At 42.7% G+C, this 23,635-nt stretch carries 24 protein-coding genes; 10 read left to right on the top strand and 14 right to left on the bottom strand.

Translation table 11 applies throughout. The features are described 5' to 3' along the window. The first annotated feature begins 68 nt into the window (after positions 1–68). Together F6K64_RS03030 and F6K64_RS03025 are read left to right on the top strand one after the other, a co-directional pair. Entirely contained in the window at positions 69–581 is a 513-nt protein-coding gene (locus F6K64_RS03030; protein WP_008190697.1) for an N-acyl amino acid synthase FeeM domain-containing protein, read from the top strand. A gap of 147 nt (positions 582–728) precedes the next feature. Further along, the gene (locus F6K64_RS03025) at positions 729–1,181 is read left to right on the top strand and encodes a helix-turn-helix domain-containing protein (protein WP_008190695.1); all 453 of its coding nucleotides are present in this window, start codon (positions 729–731) and stop codon (positions 1,179–1,181) included. A 92-nt stretch (positions 1,182–1,273) separates the two neighbouring features. Here the strand turns inward: F6K64_RS03025 and F6K64_RS03020 are convergent, their stop codons facing one another. After that, entirely contained in the window at positions 1,274–2,401 is a 1,128-nt protein-coding gene (locus tag F6K64_RS03020) for an AEC family transporter (protein ID WP_287264809.1), read from the bottom strand. Positions 2,402–2,406: 5 nt separating this feature from the next. Continuing rightward, positions 2,407–3,342, bottom strand: coding sequence for an iron-containing redox enzyme family protein (locus tag F6K64_RS03015; RefSeq protein ID WP_287264808.1), 936 nt, complete (start codon positions 3,340–3,342; stop codon positions 2,407–2,409). Positions 3,343–3,812: 470 nt separating this feature from the next. Here F6K64_RS03015 and F6K64_RS38050 point away from each other — a divergent pair, with 470 nt between their 5' ends. Continuing rightward, positions 3,813–3,908 (top strand): IS4/Tn5 family transposase DNA-binding protein, encoded by a 96-nt coding sequence (locus F6K64_RS38050; RefSeq protein WP_353813585.1) that lies wholly within the window; start codon positions 3,813–3,815, stop codon positions 3,906–3,908. Here the strand turns inward: F6K64_RS38050 and F6K64_RS03010 are convergent. Then, positions 3,895–4,068 (bottom strand): hypothetical protein, encoded by a 174-nt coding sequence (locus tag F6K64_RS03010; protein WP_287264806.1) that lies wholly within the window; start codon positions 4,066–4,068, stop codon positions 3,895–3,897. The two genes, F6K64_RS38050 and F6K64_RS03010, sit on opposite strands and share 14 nt — an antisense overlap. A 34-nt stretch (positions 4,069–4,102) precedes the next feature. On the opposite strand from F6K64_RS03010, the gene F6K64_RS03005 reads away from it, so the two are divergent. Beyond that, positions 4,103–4,786: an HAD hydrolase-like protein gene (locus F6K64_RS03005; RefSeq protein WP_287251832.1), complete on the top strand. Its 684-nt coding sequence runs from the start codon at positions 4,103–4,105 to the stop codon at positions 4,784–4,786. A 347-nt stretch (positions 4,787–5,133) separates the two neighbouring features. Here the strand turns inward: F6K64_RS03005 and F6K64_RS03000 are convergent, their stop codons facing one another. Together F6K64_RS03000 and F6K64_RS02995 are read right to left on the bottom strand one after the other, a co-directional pair. Then, on the bottom strand, positions 5,134–7,419 hold the full coding sequence (locus F6K64_RS03000) for an RNA degradosome polyphosphate kinase (RefSeq protein ID WP_287264804.1): 2,286 nt from the start codon (positions 7,417–7,419) through the stop codon (positions 5,134–5,136). Positions 7,420–7,501: 82 nt separating this feature from the next. Continuing rightward, positions 7,502–7,714 carry a hypothetical protein gene (locus F6K64_RS02995; protein ID WP_008181887.1) on the bottom strand — a complete coding sequence of 71 codons (213 nt, stop codon included), beginning with the start codon at positions 7,712–7,714 and terminating at the stop codon, positions 7,502–7,504. Positions 7,715–7,895: 181 nt separating this feature from the next. Between F6K64_RS02995 and F6K64_RS02990 the strand changes: the two genes are divergently transcribed. The 3 genes from F6K64_RS02990 to sodX all read left to right on the top strand — a co-directional run bounded on the left by F6K64_RS02990 (position 7,896) and on the right by sodX (position 9,344). After that, the gene (locus F6K64_RS02990; RefSeq protein WP_154659736.1) at positions 7,896–8,051 is read left to right on the top strand and encodes a hypothetical protein; all 156 of its coding nucleotides are present in this window, start codon (positions 7,896–7,898) and stop codon (positions 8,049–8,051) included. Positions 8,052–8,204: 153 nt separating this feature from the next. Then, positions 8,205–8,678: a superoxide dismutase, Ni gene (gene sodN, locus F6K64_RS02985; RefSeq protein ID WP_008181886.1), complete on the top strand. Its 474-nt coding sequence runs from the start codon at positions 8,205–8,207 to the stop codon at positions 8,676–8,678. 318 nt (positions 8,679–8,996) lie between these two features. Then, positions 8,997–9,344 carry a nickel-type superoxide dismutase maturation protease gene (gene sodX, locus F6K64_RS02980; RefSeq protein ID WP_287251840.1) on the top strand — a complete coding sequence of 116 codons (348 nt, stop codon included), beginning with the start codon at positions 8,997–8,999 and terminating at the stop codon, positions 9,342–9,344. 23 nt (positions 9,345–9,367) lie between these two features. On the opposite strand, the gene F6K64_RS02975 is transcribed toward sodX, so the two are convergent. From F6K64_RS02975 to F6K64_RS02945, 7 genes are all read right to left on the bottom strand, one after another. Further along, positions 9,368–9,988: a hypothetical protein gene (locus F6K64_RS02975; RefSeq protein WP_287264802.1), complete on the bottom strand. Its 621-nt coding sequence runs from the start codon at positions 9,986–9,988 to the stop codon at positions 9,368–9,370. Between the two features lie 208 nt (positions 9,989–10,196). Further along, complete coding sequence (locus F6K64_RS02970) at positions 10,197–10,394, bottom strand: hypothetical protein (protein ID WP_008181880.1); 198 nt, start codon at positions 10,392–10,394, stop codon at positions 10,197–10,199. A 112-nt stretch (positions 10,395–10,506) separates the two neighbouring features. Beyond that, positions 10,507–12,405, bottom strand: coding sequence for an ABC transporter ATP-binding protein (locus F6K64_RS02965; RefSeq protein WP_287264800.1), 1,899 nt, complete (start codon positions 12,403–12,405; stop codon positions 10,507–10,509). Next, complete coding sequence (locus F6K64_RS02960) at positions 12,405–13,385, bottom strand: MvdD family ATP-grasp ribosomal peptide maturase (RefSeq protein WP_008181878.1); 981 nt, start codon at positions 13,383–13,385, stop codon at positions 12,405–12,407. Before F6K64_RS02960 ends, F6K64_RS02965 begins: the two co-directional genes overlap by 1 nt. Positions 13,386–13,422: 37 nt before the next feature. Continuing rightward, a complete protein-coding gene (locus F6K64_RS02955) occupies positions 13,423–13,620 on the bottom strand; it encodes a hypothetical protein (protein ID WP_287251848.1) in 198 nt (65 codons plus the stop codon). Between the two features lie 18 nt (positions 13,621–13,638). Continuing rightward, positions 13,639–14,616 carry an MvdC family ATP-grasp ribosomal peptide maturase gene (locus F6K64_RS02950; protein WP_287264799.1) on the bottom strand — a complete coding sequence of 326 codons (978 nt, stop codon included), beginning with the start codon at positions 14,614–14,616 and terminating at the stop codon, positions 13,639–13,641. Positions 14,617–14,779: 163 nt separating this feature from the next. Further along, a complete protein-coding gene (locus tag F6K64_RS02945) occupies positions 14,780–14,956 on the bottom strand; it encodes a microviridin/marinostatin family tricyclic proteinase inhibitor (protein WP_008181876.1) in 177 nt (58 codons plus the stop codon). Positions 14,957–15,413: 457 nt separating this feature from the next. On the opposite strand from F6K64_RS02945, the gene F6K64_RS02940 reads away from it, so the two are divergent. Continuing rightward, entirely contained in the window at positions 15,414–15,563 is a 150-nt protein-coding gene (locus F6K64_RS02940; protein WP_287264797.1) for a hypothetical protein, read from the top strand. Between the two features lie 301 nt (positions 15,564–15,864). Here the strand turns inward: F6K64_RS02940 and F6K64_RS02935 are convergent, their stop codons facing one another. Together F6K64_RS02935 and F6K64_RS02930 are read right to left on the bottom strand one after the other, a co-directional pair. Then, entirely contained in the window at positions 15,865–16,293 is a 429-nt protein-coding gene (locus F6K64_RS02935; RefSeq protein ID WP_008181875.1) for a hypothetical protein, read from the bottom strand. A 183-nt stretch (positions 16,294–16,476) separates the two neighbouring features. Further along, complete coding sequence (locus tag F6K64_RS02930; protein WP_287264796.1) at positions 16,477–16,971, bottom strand: TIGR00725 family protein; 495 nt, start codon at positions 16,969–16,971, stop codon at positions 16,477–16,479. A 322-nt stretch (positions 16,972–17,293) separates the two neighbouring features. Between F6K64_RS02930 and F6K64_RS02925 the strand changes: the two genes are divergently transcribed. Continuing rightward, the gene (locus F6K64_RS02925; RefSeq protein WP_287264794.1) at positions 17,294–23,353 is read left to right on the top strand and encodes a tetratricopeptide repeat protein; all 6,060 of its coding nucleotides are present in this window, start codon (positions 17,294–17,296) and stop codon (positions 23,351–23,353) included. Next, complete coding sequence (locus tag F6K64_RS02920) at positions 23,334–23,480, top strand: hypothetical protein (RefSeq protein ID WP_154659734.1); 147 nt, start codon at positions 23,334–23,336, stop codon at positions 23,478–23,480. Before F6K64_RS02925 ends, F6K64_RS02920 begins: the two co-directional genes overlap by 20 nt. Positions 23,481–23,635 lie beyond the last annotated feature (155 nt).

The raw sequence follows: 23,635 nt of genomic DNA, 5'->3' as shown, positions 1-23,635 counted from the left end.
ATGGCTTTATCGAGGGGAAGTGGTTAAAAAATTCCCTGTTTTAACAGACTAGAACAAAACGACTATCCATGACCATTTCGATTCGACAGGTTAGCATCTCTGAGGAATTAGACTTGTGCCATCAAATGCAGGTCTCCATCTTTCACCAGGAGTTAGAGTTGTTCGGGATGCAGATACCTGATGACTACGATCCTGTCTCAGTGTATATACAAATTCTTGATTCCAACGCTGTTGTGGGAACTTACCGAATTGTCTTCCCTAACAACTCTCTTGGACTACCGATAGAGGAAAGTGGGTTTGACCTCAAGCAGTTTGATCAAAAAAAAGTCTGTGAAATGTCACGTCTGGTCGTCCTCAAAGAAAAGCGAGGAAAAATCCCCTTTAATCAGATTATTTCTTCAGCTGTTAGGGTAGCCAACCAGCATAATGCCTCGATTATGCTGGTTGCGCTTTTACCTCATAATCTTCCCCTGTTTAAAAGGTATGGCTTCTCACAGGTGGGACCACCACTATATGATCCCTCTGTTAAGTCTACCTACACCAAAGACCCGAGCATCATCCCCATGCAAATCCATATTTGATCACAATGATGTCGAAAACTTCAATTTAGATTCCCCTTGAGCTGAGGAGGTGTTTGTAAATAAATATTAACAATAATTGACAAACACCTCCTCAGCTAACTTTTTGATTTATAATAGTGATATCGGAAGAGTAAAGGAAAAGCACTCATGAACAAGTCCGTTTGTACTACTGAAGCCGCTTCTCTGTTAGGTATTTCTTCTCGACGCTTGCGTCAACTCCTCAATGATGGTCGCGTCCGGGGTGCTTATAAAAGCGGAAAATTCTGGATTATTCCCCTGTTCAACCATCTGCCTCAAATCATTGAGAAGAAGCGTGGACCAAAGGGCAAATGGCGTACCACTCGTCCTCCTGCTCTGGCCAAAATCAATGTCAACCGCAATCGGATTGGCAGCAACAATCACAAAAGTCCCGAAGAGCGTCAGCCAGTCATTTCAGTAAAACGAAGCGGCAACAATCTCTACGGCAATCAAGTCGAAATCCTCGGTCCTTGTCGGATTGTCTATCAGCCCGATAAGCCACTGGGTTGTGGCGCTCGTCTGTGGATCGAAACCTTTAGTGATATCCATTTCATTGGTGGCAGTTTTCCTGCTACTGCCTAATGGTCACTACCAAAATTAAATCATAGCGTTTCTCGCAGTTATGAGGTACAGTCTTCTGTGACGTTGATTCTGTGTCTTGATGCAACCCATCGCTATTCCCGATTCTCTCTTCCCGATTCTCTCTTCCCGATTCCCGATTCCCGATTCCCGATTCCCGATTCCCGATTCCCGATTCCCTTTGCTATCCTGAACAGGAGCAAAAGGATAGTTCCGACTAATCCCAGATGGGATGGAGAGATAAAAAACTCGCTATTAGAAAAAATAATTAAATTCACACCAATCGATATCGGAATAGAAGTGGTCAATAATCCTAGGGCAAATTCCGTATCAAATGTCGGGTGAGTACGCCGATGTTGCTCTTGGTCGAGCATATTAATCTGGGAAGCGTACAACAACGGCCATAAACTGCATCCGCTTTGGGGGAAAACTACAGCTAGTAGCATTTGTGCTAATGTATCTGGTTTAAACAAAATCAGTACTACTGCACTAAACCAGAATCCTGCTGCTGAGCGGACAAGTAAAATTAGTAAAATTTTCCGTAATTGTAAGGTTTTCGGCTTCAGAGAAATCCCTACAAAAAACAGAATCATGGGAGTAGTGCAAGCCGCTAACCGTTGCAGGGTCTGCAACACTATTTCTGGGATAAGTGTTTTACCTAGATTTAATACTCCTATGGACAAACCCAGTAACAATGCCAAATTTGCTGGTTCTTGGATCAGAGTAAGTCCAATTGTTTTGAATTTGCTGAAATTGATGTGGAAATTATCAACACTGCGTTGGTGTATATAGATAGCTAAACCATAAAGACCGATTAGCACAAAACATTTATTCCCCACATCCATCAACCCTGCTAGAGCTAGTCCTTGCTCACCTAAAAATTCCTGAGTAAACGGATAAACTGTTAAGCCAGGAGCTAAAGAGGCAAACATCAATATCAAGGAGCGGGCTTTGGCTTTTTCTTGGCTAGGAATTACCAAACCTGTCAATAACCATCCAATTCCTAACAAGAAGACATTGATAGCAAGTCCGAATGCCGGGAGCGAGAGTAAACCTTGACTTATATCAATTTTGATCGTGGATAGGAATAGAGCCGCAGGAAGTAAGGCATTGATAATTAACGTTTTAATGGCACCAACTGCAACAGGTTTTTGAAATTTCCCTTTCAGGGCATAACCAACAGCAATGAAAAGCACTAGGGGGATGACTTTATCAATAGCCAAAGTCCTCAACCTTTACTGGATTGAACAGTTTCTTGACGTAGCAGTACCAATTCTCGTTGCAAGTCATCGTAAAATCCCTGACGAGCTCTAACTGCCATGGCCACGCCCTGCCATACTTGCCAAAGGGTTTGGGGAGAATTAGCGGTCTGCTCAATCACATCTAAGATTTCCTCAGCATGGTCTTGATCACAGTCGCAGTGAACGGCAAAGAATTCTTGTCCTTTTGTGGAAATACCCAGTTTTTTCAGACCTGCTAAAATCAATTGGTTTTCATAGGGTAGGATAGATTCCGTGAAAGCCAGTATCCCCAATCCAAAGGCAGCGGGGTATTGGAAGCAAGCAGTTGTGTAGATTTGCAGGTAGCGTTGGGTTCCTGGTAGTAAATCTTGTGATGACTTTGGTAGAGGTATGGACTGACCTGGTCCTATTGCTGATAATTCTTCAAATAACTGCTGCCACATTTGAGGATGGGGTTTGCTATGGCCAGGTTTCCCCGATAATCCGTGTTCTTCATAGAGATTCTTTAATAAAGGGATTCGGGTTTGGGGTGTAGGTAACTTAGAAGCAACAGCAGTCAGCCAATTGGGGAAGCACCAACTGATCAGATAACGCTGCTTGAGCCAAGTTTCTAGGTTACGACTTACGCCAGTTTCCCTGATTAAACCGGATAATCGGGGATGATCAGCAACTAAGACTCCTAATTTTTGATCAGTAGTGGATAAATCCTCTAGGTGAGTGTGCCTTAACGGTGGATTTTGGAAACTCAGCAACCAGGGATGCTGGAGTAGAGCATGATTTCGGGCATAATGGGGAATTTGCTGGGGAGAACCCAGACTTTGGATGGTAGCGATGGAAAAGCTGTTGGCTGATTCGGCTTGGGTGGGTCTATCTAACTCCTGCGAGACCTGTAGAGTCCGCATATATTCTAGAAAGTCTTGCATGACCTAATTTCACTAGTAGTAATAGTGTTTTTACTGTTTTCTACAATGAAAGCTTAGTCCCAACAGGAAGAAGTTACAGAAGTCAGAAGTCTGAAGTCAGAAGTCTGAAGTCAAACTCTGGCGCTTACTTTGGGCTTCCACACTTATACAGCAAGCTCGAATTATGATTTCATGGCTGTTAAGTCAGATCAACGGTTTTACTATACCGATTAAGCACTGATAAATAGGGCTTGGTGATTCTGGCTATGGTTTCGCCCCCCACCCGGCCTGTCTTCAAACTTGGAGATCCCCCTAAATCCCCCTTAAAAAAGGGGGACTTTGAGAAGCCTCCCACCTGATTAAGGACTTTGAGAATGGCTCCCCCCTTATTAAGCTATGCTTTATAAACATCTTTCTTAACATAAAACTTGACAAAAAGAGTCAAGTGTGTGTTCTGGCTAGAATCGCCTCTGGCATCTATTATCACAAATATGGAACAATGGATATTGAAAGAGCTAGGAAGAACAGATTTAGGAGACAAAAGAAGAACTAAAAGGTTCATGGAAATTGTCTCTAATTTAAGCTGATAGCTGATAGCTGATAGCTGATAGCTGATAGCTGATAGCTGATAGCTGATAGCTGATAGCTGATAGCTGATAGCTGATAGCTGATAGCTGATAGCTGATAGCTGATAGCTGATAGCTGATAGCTTACATAAATGTTATAATAACGGTAATTAAATAACAACTATTGCCTCAAGTTCTATTACCATAGAATTGTAATGACTACCGTTTTATTTTGGGACATCGACAGCACTTTATTAACCACAAAACGAGCCGGGATATTTGCCCTAGAAGAGGCGGCTAGTGAGGTAATTGGTGAAACGGTTTCACTGACAAATCTAGAAACTGCAGGAATGACAGACCCAATAATTGCTGCTAATATTCTAAAGCAGTACGGTTTGTCCCCAGAACCGAAATTGGTGGATCAACTGCTGGAAGGCTACGTTAACTACTTGCCTCAAAGTTTGCCCCGCCGAGAAGGATATGTCCTGGAGGGGGTAATTGAAATTCTAGATGCTTTGCATGATCGAACTGATGTGGTTTCGATGTTGCTCACAGGAAATATCGAAGCAGGAGCAAAGGCAAAATTAAGCTATTATGGCTTGGCTGATTACTTTAGTGGTGGTGGATTTTCCGATAAAACTGAAACTAGAGTTGATATTGCCGAACAAGCTTTAGCGATCGCATCCGAGAAGTATGGTGTGATCCCATCTCAAAAGACTTACGTCATTGGCGATACTCCCCATGACATTCACTGTGGCAAAGCCATTGGTGCTCGTGTGATTGCGGTTGCCTCTGGTCCCTATGACCAGGAGTCCCTAGAGGAACATCAGCCCTGGTGGGCTATACCATCTCTGCCATCATCAACAGTGTTTATGGAAAAGATTGGCTTGAAGAATTGAGAATGTAGAATTGAGAATGTAGAATTGAGAATTGAGAATTGAGAATTGAGAATTGAGAATTGAGAATTGAGAATTGAGAATTGAGAATTGAGAATCCTACATTTTACCTTCTAAGTTTTCCCTCCTACATTCTCCCTCCTAAATCTTTAATTCACCATTCACCATTCTCCCTCCTAAATCTTTAATTCTTAATTCTTAATTCTTAATTCTACATTCTACATTCTACATTCTACATTCTACATTCTACATTCTACATTCTTAATTCTACATTCTACATTCTACATTCTACATTCTACATTCTACATTCTTAATTCTACATTCTTAATTCTACATTCTTAATTCTACAACTATCCCATCCCTGCTGATTGCAACGCCATCTCCATCAAAATCTGATGAGCCGATTCTTCTTTAACCCCTGGAGCTGGCTGTCGTTGGATATAGGTGCCATCAGGCTGTAAATCCCAAGCTTGACGGTTATCTGCTAACATAATTGCCAGGATTTCTTCCAAATCTTTGGTAATTTCTGGGTCTTCCACTGGTGTCACTGCTTCTACCCGTCGATCCAAATTACGACGCATCCAGTCCGCACTGCCAATATAGACTTCGTCTTGACCCTGATTTTGGAAGTAAAAAATCCGTGAGTGTTCTAAAAAACGACCCACGACACTCACCACACGGATATTTTCACTGACTCCTTTAAGACCAGGACGCAGACCACAAATTCCCCGCACAATCAAGTCAATTTTTACACCAGCTTGTGAGGCGTTGTAGAGGGCGGCAATAATCTTGGGGTCTAGTAGGGAATTCATTTTGGCAACAATACGACCTGTTGCCCCGTTGCGGCAATGTTCAATCTCCCGCTGAATCATTGCGATCATGCGATCGCGTAAACTAAATGGTGCGACCAACAACTTTCGATAAGACTTTTGCCGTGAGTAACCGGTCAAAGAATTAAACAAATCTGTCAAATCTGCCCCTAAGTCATCACGGCAACTCAATAGTCCTAAATCAGTATATAGTTTGGCAGTCTTAGAATTATAATTCCCCGTCCCAATGTGAACATACCGACGAATTTTATCTGCCTCCCGACGCACCACCAGCACAATTTTAGTGTGAGTTTTTAAACCCACCAAACCATAGATCACATGAACTCCAGCCTGTTCTAACTTCCTTGCCCAAACAATATTATTTTCTTCATCAAAACGAGCCTTTAGTTCTATGAGCACCGACACTTGCTGACCATTTTCTGCTGCTCTAATCAAGGCATCGATAATTGGTGAGTCACCAGATGTGCGATATAAGGTCATTTTGATGGCTAGAACATCTGGATCTTGAGCGGCCTGGGTAATAAAGCGCTCTACCGTTGCGCTAAAGGAATGATAAGGATGGTGTACCAGCAAATCCCTACTGCGAATCACGCTGAAGATATCTTCCACATTCTCTTCCCCGATAGGAAAGCGCAGGCGTCGGGGCACCACTGGTTCCCACACAGGGTTTTTCAATTCTGGCCGTGGCAATGCCATCAACGACATCAAGTCACCCAGTGCCAACAGACCGTCGAATTCATAGACATCGGTTTCTTCCAGTTCCAGCTCTCGCATCAGGGTTTTCCTGACTAACTTGGAGGTGGTCACAGGAATTTCCATGCGCACGGCAGAACGTCCAAACCGTCGTTTCCGTAGTTCCTCTTCAATCGCTATCAGCAGGTCATCTGCCTCGTACTCCTCTACTGTCAAATCAGCATTGCGGGTAATGCGGAAGGGATGACACTCCTGAATCTTCATCCCTGGAAACAGAGACTCCAAATTATGGGCAATGATTTGTTCGAGAGGAACACCAGTCCAACTAGTCGTTTTTCCATTCTGTTGTTGCTGCAATTTTTCCGGGAGGGGAACAAAGCGCTTTAAGACTCTAGGAACTTTCACCCGAGCAAACAATTCTGCTCCCGTTTCCGGGTCTTTGACCACTACCGCCAGATTCAGGCTGAGATTGGACATGTAAGGAAAAGGATGGCTGGGGTCTACAGCCAGGGGAGTCAGAACTGGAAAAATTTGCTCGGAATAGTAGTTTTCCAGGTAATTCCGCTGTTTCTGGTTCAAGTCCACGTAGTCCAGAATGTAAATCCCTGCTTTGGCTAGCAGGGGTCGCAGTTCCTGCTCACAGTGTTGATGCTGTTGAGTTACCATCGGTAACAGCCGCACTCTGATCGCATCGAGTTGTTCACTAGGTGTCCGACCATCGGGTGTCCGTTTACTAACTTGTGCTAGCACCTGTTGTTTTAAACCAGCCACCCGCACCATAAAGAATTCATCCAGGTTAGAGCTAAAGATGGCCATGAACTTCAGACGCTCTAACAGAGGCGTTCGGGGGTCCGTTGCTTCATGTAATACTCGGTTATTGAACTCCAACCAGCTCAGTTCTCGATTGAAGTAATAGTCAGTGTCACTCAGATTAAGCTCAATAGTGAGCTGTTGAGATTCAGACGTATTCTTTTTAACTTCAAATATTGTCTGTTTAAATTCAGAATTATTCTTTTTAACTTCAAATATTGTCTTTTGAGATTCAGATGTATTATTTTTGAATTCAAATGTCGTCTGTTCAGATTCAGACTTATTCTTTTTAGCTTTACCCATGATCCTCAGAGTTAACCCACCTGATCAGGCTGTTTTGTCCCAGCGATAGAATAGTCATCCAGATTCTATCGTTAAACGAACCTCAAGGATTGAACACTTCGTCTTCTCTACCTACCCACCATTGACCTAAATTCATCAAATCCTGGTGAATATCTTCTAGTTCTCTGATATAAGCTTCCGATGATAGGGTGGCGCGGCGCTCCTGAAGTTTCTTCAGACGCAGTTGCACCAGTAACCAGGGTTTGGAGATGCCGTCAGTAGCTTCTATATATTGCGCTAACTCTTTACTATTCATGAATTTAAGTTTAAGTTTGTCTAATTTTATAATTAAGGTAACACAAAATATTAATAAATGTAAATTTATTTTTATTTCGGATTGTTATTTGGTATAATTAAATGCTTTTACAACTCAGTGAAGTCAGTGCGTCCGCAAAACCCTCGCGCTAAATTAATTAGTTGCGGTTTAAATTAGTGCGATGTTCCTTTGGAGCCGCTACGCTAACGCTAAACTCGATGAGATCCCCTCATCTCCCGACTCCCGATTCCCGATTCCCGATTCCCCACTCCCCACTCCCTATCTTCAAATCCACTATCGATTTAGGACACAAATTGCTATAACTTACTATGGGTAGGGGGGGGATGGAATAGATTGGGCTAACTAAGTTAGTTAACTAACTTGGTCTAGTCGGTTGTCAAAAACCCTGATTAGCCATTGGCTATCCTGGGCTATTCCTCTCTTACCGATATTTACCACGTGCTCTGACCACAAGCGAACTCTAAAAAATATGTTGAAAAAAGTTATTGCCCAGCTCAAAGACTGGTTCCCTGCTCCAGAAGTCCATGCCCACTGCGATGGACCTTGCGGGGTGTATGACCCAGCTGCTGCACGTATCACCGCTGAGGCAGTACTCTCCATGACCAAGAAGATCCTTGATCTTGAGCCACCTGCGAGTAATGATCCAACGGCAGTAGTTGCTTACCAAAATACCCTATCCCGGTTCATTGCTATTAAGGAAGAGCAGGCTCAGAAGACCAAAGAGGAAATACTGATCCTGTGGACAGACTATTTCAAGCCAGTACACTTGGAGCAGTTCCCAGACCTACACGATACCTTCTGGAAAGCCGCAAAGTTATGCTCTGCCTGCAAGGTGGAAGTTAGCCTTGAGCACGCCAATGAGCTACTTGAGGCAGTAGAGACTATCCACAAGATTTTCTGGGCAACCAAGAATCGCGATATCGTCTGGTATAAGGCTAGCTAAACCTCAGAATGGTGAATTAAGAATGTAGAATGCAGAATGCAGAATGCAGAATGTGGGATGTAGAAGGCAGAGTGTAGAAGGCAGAGTGTAGAAGGCAGAGTAGTGTAGAAGGCAGAGTGTAGAATTCTTAATTCTTAATTCTTAATTCTACATTCTTAATTCTACATTCTTAATTCTACATTCTTAATTCTACATTCTTAATTCTACATTCTTAATTCTACATTCTTAATTCTTAATTCTTAATTCTACATTCTTAATTCTACATTCTTAATTCTACATTCTTAATTCTACATTCTTAATTCTACATTCTTAATTCAAATGCTTTCTATCAAAAACAGTATTCCTGAGCTACTACTTTGGATATTGCGAAAACGGTTACGTTTCAGAGTTACAGGAGTATCCATGACTCCCCTGTTCAAACCAGGAGAGGAAATCTTAATTGATCCAAGAGCTTATCAGCACATTCCGCCCAAGATTGGTGACATTGTTGTGGCTAGACACCCTTACCAAAACCACTTGCGATTAGTGAAACGGGTAACTTTGGTGCTCGAAGATGGACGTTGTTTCCTTAAAGGAGACAACCGATTAGAAAGTACCGATAGCCGCTCGTTTGGTTTAGTGGATTCTCAACAAATTATTGGTAAAGTAACCAGTCGTTTTTTTTAATCGTTTTCTGTAACATCTTAAAGTTATCCCTTGGAATGCCTTTTTGGTTTTACCCACGCTACTCGCCCAAGAATTAATAAGCCAATCGCTGAAGGAGAACCGACGAACAGATGAAGCGCCTGCTCTCCGGTAATAATCAGAGCCATACCAAAACCAACGGCAATCAGATTTGCGAATAATGGGAATAGAAAAACTCGCCAGTCCCTCATAACTACGTACCAGTTATATACAAAAATGATCGAAGGAACTAATTGCACCAACTGCATTAATCCTTTGCCCTCTTGCACACCATAAAGTAGGGGTACAGCAACCATGCTGGCAACCAATATCACATCCAGAAAGCGGGATTTTTTCAGTCCCAGGGCAATCAAGCACATGCCAGCAGTAATGAAGGTATAGAATAACCGATTGAGATCAGAAATTTGGCTCACATAAACCCAGTCATCCCCGATGTGTTCAGCGATTTCGTAGGAGTTAGCGATCGCAAAACAAGCGTAGCCACAGTAGATCAGTGGTAGCGATCGCACCTTGACTACAGAAGTATAGAATTGACTCCGATAAGAAAATATCCAGATGCTAACCGCAGCAACCAGATAAACCAATAGATGGGCGGCAATTATTGCCAATTTCAACAGCGTGGGCATTGATTAGAATAATGTGATATTGTCTCTAGGAGCATAACTATCATAGTAATAATTCAGCTATCAGCAGTCAGCTATCAGCAGTCAGCAGTCAGCTAATTCGCTAGGCCCACGCTACTGAAGGTGTTTATGGAAGTAAAGTCCCAGCGCTGGTGGGGTGAATAATCCGGTAGTAAAGTTCTAAAACTTCACGCTATTGTGAGATAACCCATTAAGCTAATCGGCGATAAAGTTCTGAATTTTTATCCAAAACGTATGCTGTAGCATCATGAAAAGACAGTTCTGACTGAGTTAAATATTGCTCAACACTCATCAACACTAACTCTTCTATCGAAACATTCAGGTTAGCTGCAATGTCTTGGAGTTGTTGCAAACGCTCATCCGGTATCGTAATCTGGATAGAACTCATAGCTATTAAAGCTTAATCGGGTATCACAATTATACCATTTATGAACGGGTAGGTAACATTGTCTTCCACACAGCTACCGTACACCCGGTCACCCTTTTTGCAGTTTTCGTACTTAATTTCCTGACTTCACAAATTGCAGTTCATAGAGATAAGCATACCTTCCACCTTGAGCAATTAATTCCGTATGGGTTCCAGTTTCCACAATCTCACCTTTTTCCAGAACTACAATTAAATCAACATCAGCAATAGTAGACAATCGATGAGCAATCACTAAGCTAGTGCGTCCTTTAAAAAGCTGTTTAATAGACTCTTGAATCAGTTGTTCTGATTCAGAATCTAGAGCAGAGGTGGCTTCATCTAAAATAACAATTTGGGGATTTTTGAGCAAAACTCGGGCGATCGCAATCCGTTGTCGCTGTCCTCCTGATAGTTTCACACCCTGCTCACCAATAATGGATTGATAACCATCAGGGAAACCGATAATAAAATCATGGGCATTGGCAGCTTTTGCTGCTGCTTCAATTTCCTGATCTGTGGCATCTAGCTTACCGTAAGCTATGTTTTCTTTTACTGTGCCGTAGAGCAGTAAGGTTTCTTGGGGCACGATGCCAATATGCGATCGCAAGGAACTTAAACTAATATCTTGTAGATCATGTCCATCAAGTAATACTCGTCCCTTTTGGGGATCGTAAAACCGAGCGGCTATTTTAGCAATGGTACTTTTTCCTGCACCAGAAGAACCGACTAAAGCCACTGACATGCCCGGTTGAATGTCTAAATTGAAGTTTCTGATCACTGACTGATTGTTGTGATAAGCAAACTCCATCCCTTCAAATTTGAGATTGCCCTGTATCGAAGTCAAGTTAATCGCATTTTCCTTCTCTTTAACCTCTATTTTGGTATCTAAAATCTGAAAAATTCTTTTGGCTGATACTCCTGATCTTTGGATAATATTGACTAATCCATTAAACCGATTAATAGGTTTATTTAAAAGAGTGACATAGGTTAACAGGGCTGCTAATTCCCCAATAGTCAGATGGCTAACCATCACTCCCCAAGCACCGAAAACTAATGTCAGTAAATTTCCGAGTTCATTAAGAGTATTAATAATCGGTACGAATATAGACCAAAACCGAGTTGCCTTAAGATTTTCTTCCCGATAGTTACGACTAAATTCAGTAAATCGGTTAATTTCATACTGCTCGTTACCAAAAGACTTAATAATTTTGATATTCGAGATAGTATCTTGTAAGTGATTACTAATTAAGTCAGCTTGATCGTTAACCGATTGATAGATTTTTTGTAGTCTTTTCTGAGAAAATTGTAAAATATAAATGATTAAAGGCCAGGTAAGGGCAATCATGATTGCCAGCAGCCAGTTACTGACAAGGATATAAATGAAAACGACAATAAACGCAAAACTATCGATTAATATAGCAATTAAATTAGCAGACAGTAATTCCCCGACTATCTCCACATCCCTTGCCAACCGTGACATTAATTCGCCGGTGCGTTGGCCTTCAAAAAAACTAATGGATAGACCTTGAATATGTTGATATAAATCTAGGCGAATGCTCTCAATGGTTTTTTGTCCGAATACTTTGACTGCATAGAGTTGAAAAAAGAGCAAACCACCAGCTGCTAAGGTCATAGATAGGATAATTACTCCTACCCAAGGCAGCATATTAAATTGTTTTTCGGGAATAACTACATCTATAACATAGCGATTAACCTGGGGAATAAAGAAGTTGATAAATGAAGCACAGATAGTTAATGCGATCGCGAATAAAAATGGTGCTTTATGCTGCCAACCATAGTCAAATAGACGCCGGTATAAATGCGTCTCTAGTTCTTCCGGTACTTTCTCTATTTCATTATCTGTATTCTTATCTGTATCTTTATCTTGAACATTATCAAGCTTTTCTTCTGATTTTTCTAGATTATTATCTAATTCTTCTTGTAACTTTTCTGCTTCATCATTAGTAACTTGAGGGATTTGATCAGCTTTCATTATGACCCATGGGTGAGGAGAATTTCAGCAATAGCTTGAGAAATGGGAAAATGGGGTGAAAACGTCTCCAACCAGAAAAATTCCCCAACCGGGTTAACTTCTAGGAATACATACCGACCATCAGGGGTAAGAATAATATCAATGGCTCCATAGTTTAAACCAAAATAAGCCATCAGTTGGAGCAACTTTTTCTCAATATCTTCGGGTAAATCATAGGCTTGCCAAGACTTAACTAACGCTCGGCCTTCCTTGCGCCAGTCGAAAGTAGAGCCTTCTAAGCTCTGGGAATCCACCGCAGCAGTAAATATACGGTGTCCCACGATCGTGGTTCGTAATTCTAGAGCCTTGGGCACTTTTTCCTGAAAGGTCATCGGACAGAAACGCAGTCCTTCGAGATGCTCTAAATCCTCCGCTGTGACTGGGTTTGTGAAAACAACCTGTTCTTGCCCTTGCTCCCCATAGATAGCAAAGGAAGATAGCATTTTGGTAATGATACCCTGGTCTTGACATTCAGAAGCAAATTGCTTCACTGCCTCTGGATTGTTGGTACTCAGGGTACGGGGCGTAATCAAGCCCACCTCTCGTGCCACTTGGAGCTGTAGTTGCTTATTGTTAGCGACATCAACATTAGACATTTTGTCGAAGTGGAATGCCTTGATGCTGGCAATCATACCCCTAACCGTGACGCGACATTCCTTAATTGCAGCGTTTAGATACTGCTTATCCATGGTGTCGGGAATTTTTTTCCCATAGCGCATCCGTCGATACCAAACCGAAGAGACTTCACTCAAATCTAGCTTCTGTTCCCCATCCGTAATAGTTACTCCCTGAGAATTGCCCTCGTAAATATCTAGCTGCACTTCGGTAGGATATCTATCGGTATCAAAACGAAATGCTTTTCCTCCTTGAGCTTCAATCGCTTTGATAACTAGAGGAATACTCTCGTTGTCTTGGCTAAATGTAATGATTAATACTGTCATGTCTAGGGATGTGTTCGATGTTCGGTGTTAATGCTTTTTAAGGCAAAAGGCAAAAGGCAAAAGTTGCGTAGGGTGCGTTAGGGGCGGAAAGCCTCTGATTTTTTGCCTCGTAGCCAGGGTTGGGATAGTGCGCCCCGTAACGCACCACCGGGTCTATAGCCTCTGATTTTTTGCCTCGTAGCCAGGGTTGGGATAGTGTGCCTGGGAATTGTAACGGGCAAGATGCCCGTTCCACCCACCGGGTCTATAGCTTCTAGGAAATCAGAGCTTCTGCGATCGCATTAGAAATGGGGAGTTCCAAATCTCGTTCTAACATTCCCCATTCCCCTCCGGGATTAACTTCTAAAAACACATAGTCTCCCGATGGTGTCACGATAAAATCCAAGGCTCCATAAAGTAAGCCAAAGTAATCCATCAAAGCTCTTATTCGATCTACAATTTCATCAGGCAGCTCATAGTGTTGCCATGCCCCTACTTCAGCATTAGGTTGACGCCAATCAACTGTGGATTTTTCATAAATAGACGAATCTAACGCTCCTACAAATACCTTGCCCTGAACAAATATTACTCGCAGTTCCAACTGCTTAGGAATTTGCTCTTGAAACACCATCGGACAATAGCGCAGGGATTCAGCATCCAGCAAATCCTCTTCTTTAACAATACTGGTATAAAGGAAAAAAGGAGTATATTCCATACTGTAGGACAAAGCCTTTAACAGCTTTGTTACCATTTTCCCCTTCACTTGTTGGAAAAACTCCCTTACAGCTTCTGGATCATTGGTGATTAAAGTCTTAGGAATCACAAGACCCACCTCAGAAGCTACCCGCAATTGCCGCTGCTTATTGTTAGCAGCTCCGGCTTTTGCTAAATCATCAATCCATCGCACTCCTCTGAGACTATCCCAAAGTCCTGATAATGTTGCTAATGATTCCCGGATACAACTTTCTTGGAACTGGGGATCAAGATTTTCACCTAGGTTAGGTTGCCATATACGGCGCATCCAAACTGCTTTTACGTCCTCGCTACTGATCACTTCAGCGCCATATTTCAGCCTATAGCTGCTCTGGGATTGATCAAACTGTGCCCTGAGTTGCACCTCTAAGGGAAACTTATCTGTGTCGAAGCGAAATGGTCGCGCCCCTTTTTTTGACAAGGCTTCTGCTACTCTATCTATTGTGAAAAAGTCACCACTGTGGGTAAGTAATAAAATTAAGTCACCGGACGAAGACATAAAACTTTTTCTTTTCCATTGGGAAAGCGCAATCGTTATATTTTTAGACTTTTAATCAAATTCAGTGGTCGTATTTTTTTTATAAACACGACCACTGTCTATAGATTCTTGAGTCCTTTATTAAAGGTTACAATTCTTCAAAAGAACCTCTTAATCTTCCTTATTAACCTTCTTCCCAATCAGAAGGATACTTCTGGGTTTCAACTTCTTCATAATCAGAAGGATACTTCAGGGTTTGCTGACCATGAGTATCTTGAGATTGGTCAGGAGCGGCTTGTTGCTCTTCTAGGAATTGAGCGAAGAATGGTTTGACTTGAGTATTGGATTCTTGATTTTGCATATCGAATCATCCTTTACGGTTAACAGTTTAGTGGCTGTCAATTTATTCAATTAACACATCCACCATAATTAGATTACCAGACTTTTTTTTTGATCAGCACTTATTGTATACAATTCTTTACTTTTTTTTTGGCATACAGAGTTCTGTCGTCACCACTTCATATAGAACACTATTTGTCAATACCTTATTTATTGATTTTTTATAAAACTTGAATCTCTTGCTGTGATTGGCATTAGAGAGCCTCCGCTTCTTCAATTCATACATAACATTATTTGTCAAGATATTTTTAATTACTAGTTACCAAAGAAAGTTTTAAGCTTTTGCTGTGATTGACTAGGGAGTTTTTTCTAACGGAAGAATATCTAATTTAAATGCAAAACCGCTTAATAATTATAATTAAGTATAGGCAAGGGAGTAGGGGTACATCTCATTAAAGCTGTTTGACCAGGTGGCTGGAATGGCCATTTTGGTGGAACGGGCATCTTGGTGGCACGGGCATCTTGGTGGAACGGGCATCTTGCCCGTTTCCTGCCGCAACCTTCAACCTGACAACCTTCAACCTGACAACCTACCCTACTCGAACGCCAAAGGCGAACAACATTTTTGAATTAAGAATGTAGAATGTAGAATGTAGAATTTAGAATGTAGAATTTAGAAAAGGACTTACGCATTTGGTCCCCACGGGGGCAAATGCGTAAGTCCTAAAATCAATAGGAGTAGGGTGGGCATCCTGCCCGCCGGAAAAGATTAGGAAGAAGCAAGATGCCTATTCTACAAGACTCTTCAATTCATTCCATTATTAAGTAATGCCAAAATAGGAACAGGCAAGATGCCTAAAAAGATTAGAAGCAAGATGCCTATTATACAAGACTCTTCAATTCATTCCATTATTAATTAACGCCAGCTCACTAGCACCAACTAAATGAAAAACTCTGTTTTATCGAGTTCCACTCTCGAACTAGGTGGGTTTCACTTGGCCTTAACTTACGCCCCTTTAACTCAGGGTGACTAGCATAGAATACCGCATCGATTAATGCTGTAATTGTCTCCCGGTAATCCTTCAAGTCATAATCATAGGTTACATCATCAGCATAACAGCTAGGTATTTCCCTCCAGACAATCCTGTCTTTCAAAACTTTTTTAATAGCTAACCACTCTTTTTTGTACTGTGTTTGATGAGACTTGATATTCTTGTCTGACATTTCTGGATTAGCCTGCCAAAAATAAAAGTTAGTAAACCGGTCTAGTACAGACTCGGGAACACACGCAAGTGCTTGACTATGGAAAACAACGGAGGCGGAAATAATCGATAAGCCTAGAGATTTAAATTTGAGCATTGTCCGAAATCGTTACACTTATTTCTTTAGTCTTCTTTCTCTATAGGGGGTCTTCAGTATCTTTTGTGCATTAGTTCCAGTGCGATGCTCCTTTGGAGCCGCTACGCGAACGCATTTGTAATCACTCAAAAAAACTGTTGCACTGACACACTACTTGTGATCCGGCCTAGGTGTGAAACAGATTTAATCCTGACTTAAAATAGTTTTAACCAACTCAATAGCAGCCTCTGGACTTGTTGCCAGAAATACATTCTCCTGGGACAGACTACAGAAAAACTCTTGACTCTCTGGATGGTCACTCAACAAAACAACCTTTTTCCAACTTTTGAGAGCCAGAGCAATTTCCGAGGCTGTTCCTATTCCCATTCCACAGGCAATCACCACATCACTGGAGAGTACATTAATCGTATTGCGAGCATTGCCCATATCCGTAACGATGGCAATATCGACAGCATCAGACATGGCCCTAGTGTCGTTGCTGGGTAAAATCCCGATAGTTAACCCACCAACCATTTTGGCTCCCCGACTGGCAGCATCCATCACTCCCACATTTCTGCCACCGGTTAGCAGTACCCAGCCATTATCAGCAATGAGTTGACCGAGACGATAAGCACGATTAATGTCAGTAGCAGTGGCCTTGTCACCGGGCCCCATTACCCCAACCACTATTTTTCTCATCGGTTATTTAAGTCTCAGAGACTGTTAATAAAGTAACTCTTTTGACAGCTATAGTATGAAGCTTCTGTAAAAGTTGTGTAAAAATTCGGTAAAGGTGTGCCTAATTGTGAATTGAATCACACCAATAATTGCGACTTATCTGCTAATAATTTCGTTTGCAAATAATGTCGTTAACAAAACCGCGTGAGCAATAACTGATTAACCCATTTTTTAAAAATTATTAGATATAATTCCTAGCGATATCTAATAATTAGATATTGACTACTGTTCCCTACTCCCTACTCCCTACTCCCAGATCAGCTGTTCTCTGTTGCCTTTGGAAATGTTCCATCGACTCAAACGATACTTTCTGACTAGTTCGGCATCCCCCAAACATGGCCTGCTGCCCTCAATGGCAGAAGATACCTTGCTCACTCCCCATCGACTCCATTATCACCATTGGCATGGGAATAATGGTCATCTCCCCCCTGTTGCGTTAGTTAACTGGTTATCGACATCAGAAGCATCTAGAGAACAACACAAGAATCATCACAGTAATCAGCCTACGCAACTAGAAACTATTCCCTTAGCAGGAGAACAGAAAACAGCAGAATCATGTATAAATCATGGGGATTACCTGTGGGCAAAAGGTCAACTAAATGAAGCAGTGACCCAGTATCACAAAGCCATTGAACTAGACCCTAAATCGAGTCTGGGTTACCAACGCCTAGGAGCAACCTTGAAGCAACAAGGTCAATTCGATCAAGCCACTGCTTACTATCGCAAAGCAATTAAATTGGCTGGACTAGAAACCATCGAGTTGGATCAGTCACAATCAAGAGAACCATCTATAGGTCAATGTGTTCCTAGCTCTAGTGAGCGCCACTGTAAACAATATCAGTCAGGAGGTCTTTTGGAAGCAGTTACGGTTTATCTACAACAGGCGCAGACTTACTTGAAGCAAAGACAATGGCAACAGGCGATCGCAGCCTGTGAGCGAGCCATTAAAATTGCCCCAGATACAGCCCAGGTTTACAAGATTTGGGGAAATGCGCTACAGTTCATGGGTCAGACTACTGAAGCTATGGGTTACTATGGCCAAGCTTTGGAAATTGAGCCGGATTTTGCCGAAGTTTATGCTAATCTCGGTAGCTTGTATGCCGGTCAGCAGGATTGGCAACATGCGATCGCATATTATCAAAAGGCGATTGAGCTAAAACCCGATTTGGCTGGAGCTTATCGCAACTTAGCTAAAGTATGGACTGAGGTGGGAAACCAAAAGGAAGTCCTTAAATGCTGTTATCATCAGCTGATGCTAGAGTTGGATAAAGCTAAACCAGAGGACTACCTTAATCTAGGACATCAGTTATTTAAGGAAGGTCTGGTAACAGAAGCGATCGCTTGTTACCGCCAGGTAATTGAGCGGAATCCCCAGTCGGTGGTAGCTTACCAAAACCTGGCAGAAGCCTTGAATCGCCAGGGGAAATGGCAAGAGGCAAATGTTTACTATCGTAAATTACTCCAATTCTATCGGACCGGTTCTCAGTTACCAGCTTCTGAGTTAACAGCTTCTGAGTTACCAGCTTCTGAGTTACCAGCTTCTGAGTTACCAGCTTCTGAGTTACCAGCTTCTGAGTTACCAGCTTCTCAGATAAATGGTCAGATAAATGGTCACACCCACAATCAAGCTAACTCCTCTGATGCCCTGAAACAGGCTATTGTTCCTGAATTGGTAGACAACCAGAAGCAGCAGCAGGTGTCAATCAATCCCCCTAAACGTTACAGAGGAGGGGCGATAAAAGCATCAACTGTTGCCATCGTGCCTAGCCCATCTCAAATCACGGTTAATCCCACCAATGAAACGGTAAAGCCTATCCCTACTGCTCCAGAACGATTAGACCGAGAGCAATTAAAGCCAGAGCAATTAAAGCCAGAGCAATTAGACCGAGACCAATTGGACAGGATTCGCGATCGCACACCACGACCCTCTCAAAGCAATCATCTACCTCAACTTCCTGACTCTAGAGCCTCTGAGTCTAATTTAGGCGTTGCTGATTCTGGGTATGATTTTGCCCCCCTAGCCCCCCAGCGAGCAATCCCTCGCTGGGGGGAACAAAACTCTCAAAGTCCCCCAAATTTGGATCTCCCAAATTTGGGGGATTTAGGGGGCTTGGCGAAAACTAAACAATCGCGCATTCATACTTCAATTCAGCAACGCCCTAATTTAGACCGAGATCAAGGGCTTGAGTCGTTTATCAAAGCAGCTCAACAAAATCCAGATTCAGCTAAAGTCCAGGCAAATTTAGGCAGTGCTTATGCTCAGCGGCAACAGTGGCAAGATGCGATCGCATGTTATCAAAAAGCGATCGCAATTAATCCCAGCTTTGCTGGAGCTTACCGTAACTTAGCAAAAGTTCTAACTCAAACCAATCAACCAGAAGCAGCAGCAGATTATTGGTATCAAGCCCTGACATTGGAACCGAATACGGTATCGGCTGAAGAACACTTGAATTTGGGTAATACCTTAACCGCCCAAGGGAAATTAACCCAAGGGATAGCTTGTTATCGTCAGGCAATTCAATTGAAACCTAATTTGTCTGAAGCTTACCATCGACTAGGGGATTTGCTAAAAAAACAAGGACAAGGACAAGAGCAAGAGCTGCTAACCCTTTATCAGCAAGCAGTTCAAAACAATCCCCAAGATGCTAAAGCTTACTTCTATTTAGGAAACCTGTTCACAGAGGAAGAAGCATGGGAGCAAGCTGACCCTTGTTATCTCAAAGCCACTCAACTGCAACCGAATCTTGCACAAGCCCATCATAATTTAGCAGATACCTTAGTTAAGCAGCAACGGTGGGAAGAAGCAGTAACAGCTTACCGTCGAGCCATTGAGATACAGCCAGAGTTTTCCTGGTCTTATAACAACATGGGCGATGCCTTGCTTAAATTGGAACGGTGGCAAGAGGCAGCCGATGTGTTCGGAAAAGCCATTGAACTCAAGCCAGATTTCCCCTGGTCTTATCAAAATTTAGGTGATGCTCTACAAGCATTGGAGCAATGGGATGAAGCAATTATTGCCTATCGCCATGGGATTGAGGTGAAATCCGATTGGCCTTGGTCTTACTATAACTTGGGACAAGCCTTAGCAAAAACTGGACAGTGGCTTGATGCGATCGCAGCCTATCGTAAAGCTATCGAACTTGACCCGAATTTTGCTAAAGCCTACAGTCATCTCGGTGAAGCCTTAGCCAGAATTGGCGAGTGGGATGAAGCCATTATCTCTTACGAACAAGCCATTGATATTGACCCCAGTCTTCATGTTTCCGTATACCAGAATTTAGGGGAAGCCTTAGAACGAAAAGGATATAGTAATTCAGAATATAGTAATTCAGAGCTTAATAATTTAGAACTTAGGACAAAAGACGATAGCTCTAGGTTGCTCTTTGAACCAATCAATTCAGAGCTTAGGACAAAAGACGATAGCTCTGAGTGGCCTCACGTTTTCCTTCAACCCTTTCATCCCCCCCAAACTCTCCCCGATGGCAGCCCCTGGCCAAAGATATCGATTGTTACCCCTTCGATGAATCAAGGTGAGTTTATCGAAGAAACTATTCTATCAGTGATTCATCAGCACTATCCCAATGTCGAACATATCCTAATTGATGGGGGCTCTACTGATGAAACCATCACCATTGTTAATCAATACCGAGACCACCTTACCTATGTGGTTAGTGAACCGGATAGTGGCCAAAGTGAAGCCTTGAACAAAGGATTTGCGATCGCATCTGGGGAAATCTTGACGTGGCTTAATAGTGATGACCGATTAGCCCCAGGAGCATTATATAGGGTAGCCCTAGCATTTTATACCAGTGGTGCTGATGTGGTAGCCGGTGTCTGTCAACTGTTTAAGGATGGCATAGCCCTAGAACAACACTTGACATCCTGTGCTAATGGACTGATGTCCCTTGAAGAAATCTTAGATGTAGAAAGGAATTGGCTAACAGGGAAATTCTTCTATCAGCCAGAAGTTATGTTTACCCGCACCATTTGGGAAAAGTGTGGGGCATCAGTAGATGAAGCCCTCTTCTACAGTATGGATTACGAGTTGTGGGCGCGATTTGCGGCTATTGGAGCCACCTTGCAGGTAATTGGTTATCCCGTAGCTCAATACCGTATCCATGAAAACCAAAAGACTAGCACTAAAGATAAGTATGAGCCGGAATTACTATCGGTATCAGAGGCACTGCGGACTAAATTCAACTGTCCTAAGTCTAAGGCGACAGAAGAGCCTGGGCAACGCCACAGCCTCCGCATTGTGTGCTTCAACGATACCGGATTTCTCGGAGGGGCTGGGATTGCTCACCAACGCATTGCCCAATCCTTAGCCTTAGCAGGACATCAAGTAATTCCCGTTGCTGGCACATTAGACTGGTCATTAACTCCCGTAGACTGCACAGGGTCAGAGGTTTATCAATTAATTGCTAGTGTCAATCCGGATTTAGTCGTAGTGGGCAATATCCATAATATGACCAATCCCTTGGAGATTTTGGAAATACTTACCAGTAATTTCCCCACCATCTTTGTGATGCACGACCAGTGGTTACTGACCGGACGCTGTGCTTATGTAGGGGATTGTGAGAATTATACCACCCTATGTGATCACGAATGTCCCACTAGCCATGAATACCCGAGCTTAGCATCAGAGAAAATAGCCGATGCTTTTCGTAAAAAACACCGGCTTTTAGGGAGCTATAAAACTTTGTTAGTGCTAGGGGATAGTCACTGGACGACTAATTGGGCTCGTTATGCCTTTGACTATCACCACCCTCGAAGGAATTTCCAAGAATGCGAAAGCAAATTTCAGAGCATTTACTATGGCATCGATTTAGATATCTTTCGGCCCTTAGACCAGGCAGAATGTCGGAGCCAGCTAAATTTACCTCACGATAAATTTATTATACTCACTGGTAGTCAATCTGTAAAGGATCAGCGCAAAGGATTTAAGTATCTACTCAAAGCCCTAGACATTGCCAATCTCGATGATATCCTACTGGTTAGTTTTGGTCATGGCTCTGCGATCGCAGAAAACCTTGATATTTGGAGTACAGGATATATCGAGAACCCCTCTATTCTAGCATGTTACTACAGCGCTGCGGATGTATTTATTGGGCCATCCCTTCAAGAAGCATTTGGTCAAACCTTTATAGAAGCCGCAGCCTGTGGCACACCAGCCATTGGCTATGGAGTAGGTGGTGTCAAAGAAGCCATCTTGAATCGAGTCTCAGGACGAGTAGTGACCCAAAAAACCCCAGAAGCCTTAGCTAAGGTAATCAAAGAATTATACTATGACCCCCACAAATTAGACCTGTTGGGGAAAACCGCAGCTATTTATATAGCCAACCACTTCTCCTTACAGTCGAGCTATCACAGTTTTATGGTGGCCTTAGACCAAAGCGGTTGGGTCGATCAGCTCCAAATTCCGAGGGCAAGTAAATTTTTAGTAGACTCTCCCAAACTTACTCAACCCCTAGCCATTAAAAGCGGCATTCCCAAAAACAACAGTAGTATTATCTCTGGGGTTGGTATTCAAGGTTATACCCGTCAGGGTTTTGGAGCATTAGAACCACCCTTGCCAGAAATTGGTCTTTTTCGTCCCAGCCAGTGGTTACTTTGGCCAGAGGGAGAGTTTGCCATCATTGCCGATAATCCCAGGAAAGGTCAGCTAGTCATTGCCTGCCGTAACGTCTCCCAGGGTCAGTTCCTTGAAGTTTGGCAACAGGGTAAGTTAGGATTGCGGGTGGCAGTGCATCACTCTGGGATCGATCAAGTTAATGTATTTACCCTACCGATTTCGTTACTTGAAGGCTTCAATTTATTTTCCCTGAAGACCGAGACCTATCATGTTGATCAGTCCAATCGTCATTTAGGGGTACTGATTGAGAGAATTACCTTTACAGAGCAACTCGATTGGGAACCGTTGCGGGAACACAATGAATTATCTATCCTTATGGATGACCATCTCAATGGGATCGGTTGGTTATCACCTGAAACATTAAATGGCACACCAGTTCGCTGGATGGAGAAAGTAGGTAGTGTGATTATTGACGGTATTAATACTATCAAGCCGCTTCAAGTGCGAGTTTCAGGAATGATGGCGATTGAGAAACGGTTTATTAGGGATATGGTAGTTAAGATAAATGGCAACGCTATTGATGGAGAGGTTCAGGAACAATCCGATAAATCTTGGGTGTTTGAAGGAATTATTCCCTCTGGCCGCCTAACCTTAAACGCTCCATTTGTGCTATCGATTGAATCACCAGGGGTGGGTCAGTTATCATCCATTGATTCGAGATTAGCTAGCCTATTAGTGAAATCAGTTACGATTGGAGCAGCTGAAGGTTAATGGTAAGCATTCAGCCGTCAGCCGTGAGCTTTTAGCTCACGCTGCGCGAACAGCCGTCAGCCATTCCCGTAGCGTGGCCAAGGCTAACGCTACCGGAATGGCTTATATTATTCAAAAGCACAATTAGTGTGCGCTATGGGCATAACCCGTAGCCTAGCCACAAGTTTTTGGCTGATAGCTGATAGCTGATAGCTGAATGCTTACGGTTAATGGGATATTCTTCAGTACCTAGTATAATAAGTTAAATCTTGACATAGGGAGTAGGGAGTAGGGAGTAGGGAG

The sequence above is a fragment of the Moorena sp. SIO3A2 genome, assembly GCF_010672265.1.
Taxonomy (GTDB): domain Bacteria; phylum Cyanobacteriota; class Cyanobacteriia; order Cyanobacteriales; family Coleofasciculaceae; genus Moorena; species Moorena producens.
This window is presented reverse-complemented; position numbering and strand designations above follow the sequence as displayed.

What these genes read in the sequence shown, in the direction of transcription:
- F6K64_RS02970 (WP_008181880.1), bottom strand. Translation starts at nt 10,394, where the DNA reads ATGAGTTCTATCCAGATTACGATACCGGATGAGCGTTTGCAACAACTC.
- F6K64_RS02930 (WP_287264796.1), bottom strand. Translation starts at nt 16,971, where the DNA reads ATGAGAAAAATAGTGGTTGGGGTAATGGGGCCCGGTGACAAGGCCACT.
- F6K64_RS03025 (WP_008190695.1), top strand. Translation starts at nt 729, where the DNA reads ATGAACAAGTCCGTTTGTACTACTGAAGCCGCTTCTCTGTTAGGTATT.
- F6K64_RS02925 (WP_287264794.1), top strand. Translation starts at nt 17,294, where the DNA reads ATGTTCCATCGACTCAAACGATACTTTCTGACTAGTTCGGCATCCCCC.
- F6K64_RS02940 (WP_287264797.1), top strand. Translation starts at nt 15,414, where the DNA reads ATGGCCATTTTGGTGGAACGGGCATCTTGGTGGCACGGGCATCTTGGT.
- F6K64_RS02995 (WP_008181887.1), bottom strand. Translation starts at nt 7,714, where the DNA reads ATGAATAGTAAAGAGTTAGCGCAATATATAGAAGCTACTGACGGCATC.
- F6K64_RS02950 (WP_287264799.1), bottom strand. Translation starts at nt 14,616, where the DNA reads ATGTCTTCGTCCGGTGACTTAATTTTATTACTTACCCACAGTGGTGAC.
- F6K64_RS02935 (WP_008181875.1), bottom strand. Translation starts at nt 16,293, where the DNA reads ATGCTCAAATTTAAATCTCTAGGCTTATCGATTATTTCCGCCTCCGTT.
- F6K64_RS02960 (WP_008181878.1), bottom strand. Translation starts at nt 13,385, where the DNA reads ATGACAGTATTAATCATTACATTTAGCCAAGACAACGAGAGTATTCCT.
- F6K64_RS03030 (WP_008190697.1), top strand. Translation starts at nt 69, where the DNA reads ATGACCATTTCGATTCGACAGGTTAGCATCTCTGAGGAATTAGACTTG.
- F6K64_RS02975 (WP_287264802.1), bottom strand. Translation starts at nt 9,988, where the DNA reads ATGCCCACGCTGTTGAAATTGGCAATAATTGCCGCCCATCTATTGGTT.
- F6K64_RS02965 (WP_287264800.1), bottom strand. Translation starts at nt 12,405, where the DNA reads ATGAAAGCTGATCAAATCCCTCAAGTTACTAATGATGAAGCAGAAAAG.
- F6K64_RS02990 (WP_154659736.1), top strand. Translation starts at nt 7,896, where the DNA reads ATGTTCCTTTGGAGCCGCTACGCTAACGCTAAACTCGATGAGATCCCC.
- F6K64_RS03000 (WP_287264804.1), bottom strand. Translation starts at nt 7,419, where the DNA reads ATGGGTAAAGCTAAAAAGAATAAGTCTGAATCTGAACAGACGACATTT.
- F6K64_RS03005 (WP_287251832.1), top strand. Translation starts at nt 4,103, where the DNA reads ATGACTACCGTTTTATTTTGGGACATCGACAGCACTTTATTAACCACA.
- F6K64_RS03015 (WP_287264808.1), bottom strand. Translation starts at nt 3,342, where the DNA reads ATGCAAGACTTTCTAGAATATATGCGGACTCTACAGGTCTCGCAGGAG.
- sodN (WP_008181886.1), top strand. Translation starts at nt 8,205, where the DNA reads ATGTTGAAAAAAGTTATTGCCCAGCTCAAAGACTGGTTCCCTGCTCCA.
- F6K64_RS38050 (WP_353813585.1), top strand. Translation starts at nt 3,813, where the DNA reads ATGGAACAATGGATATTGAAAGAGCTAGGAAGAACAGATTTAGGAGAC.
- sodX (WP_287251840.1), top strand. Translation starts at nt 8,997, where the DNA reads ATGCTTTCTATCAAAAACAGTATTCCTGAGCTACTACTTTGGATATTG.
- F6K64_RS02945 (WP_008181876.1), bottom strand. Translation starts at nt 14,956, where the DNA reads ATGCAAAATCAAGAATCCAATACTCAAGTCAAACCATTCTTCGCTCAA.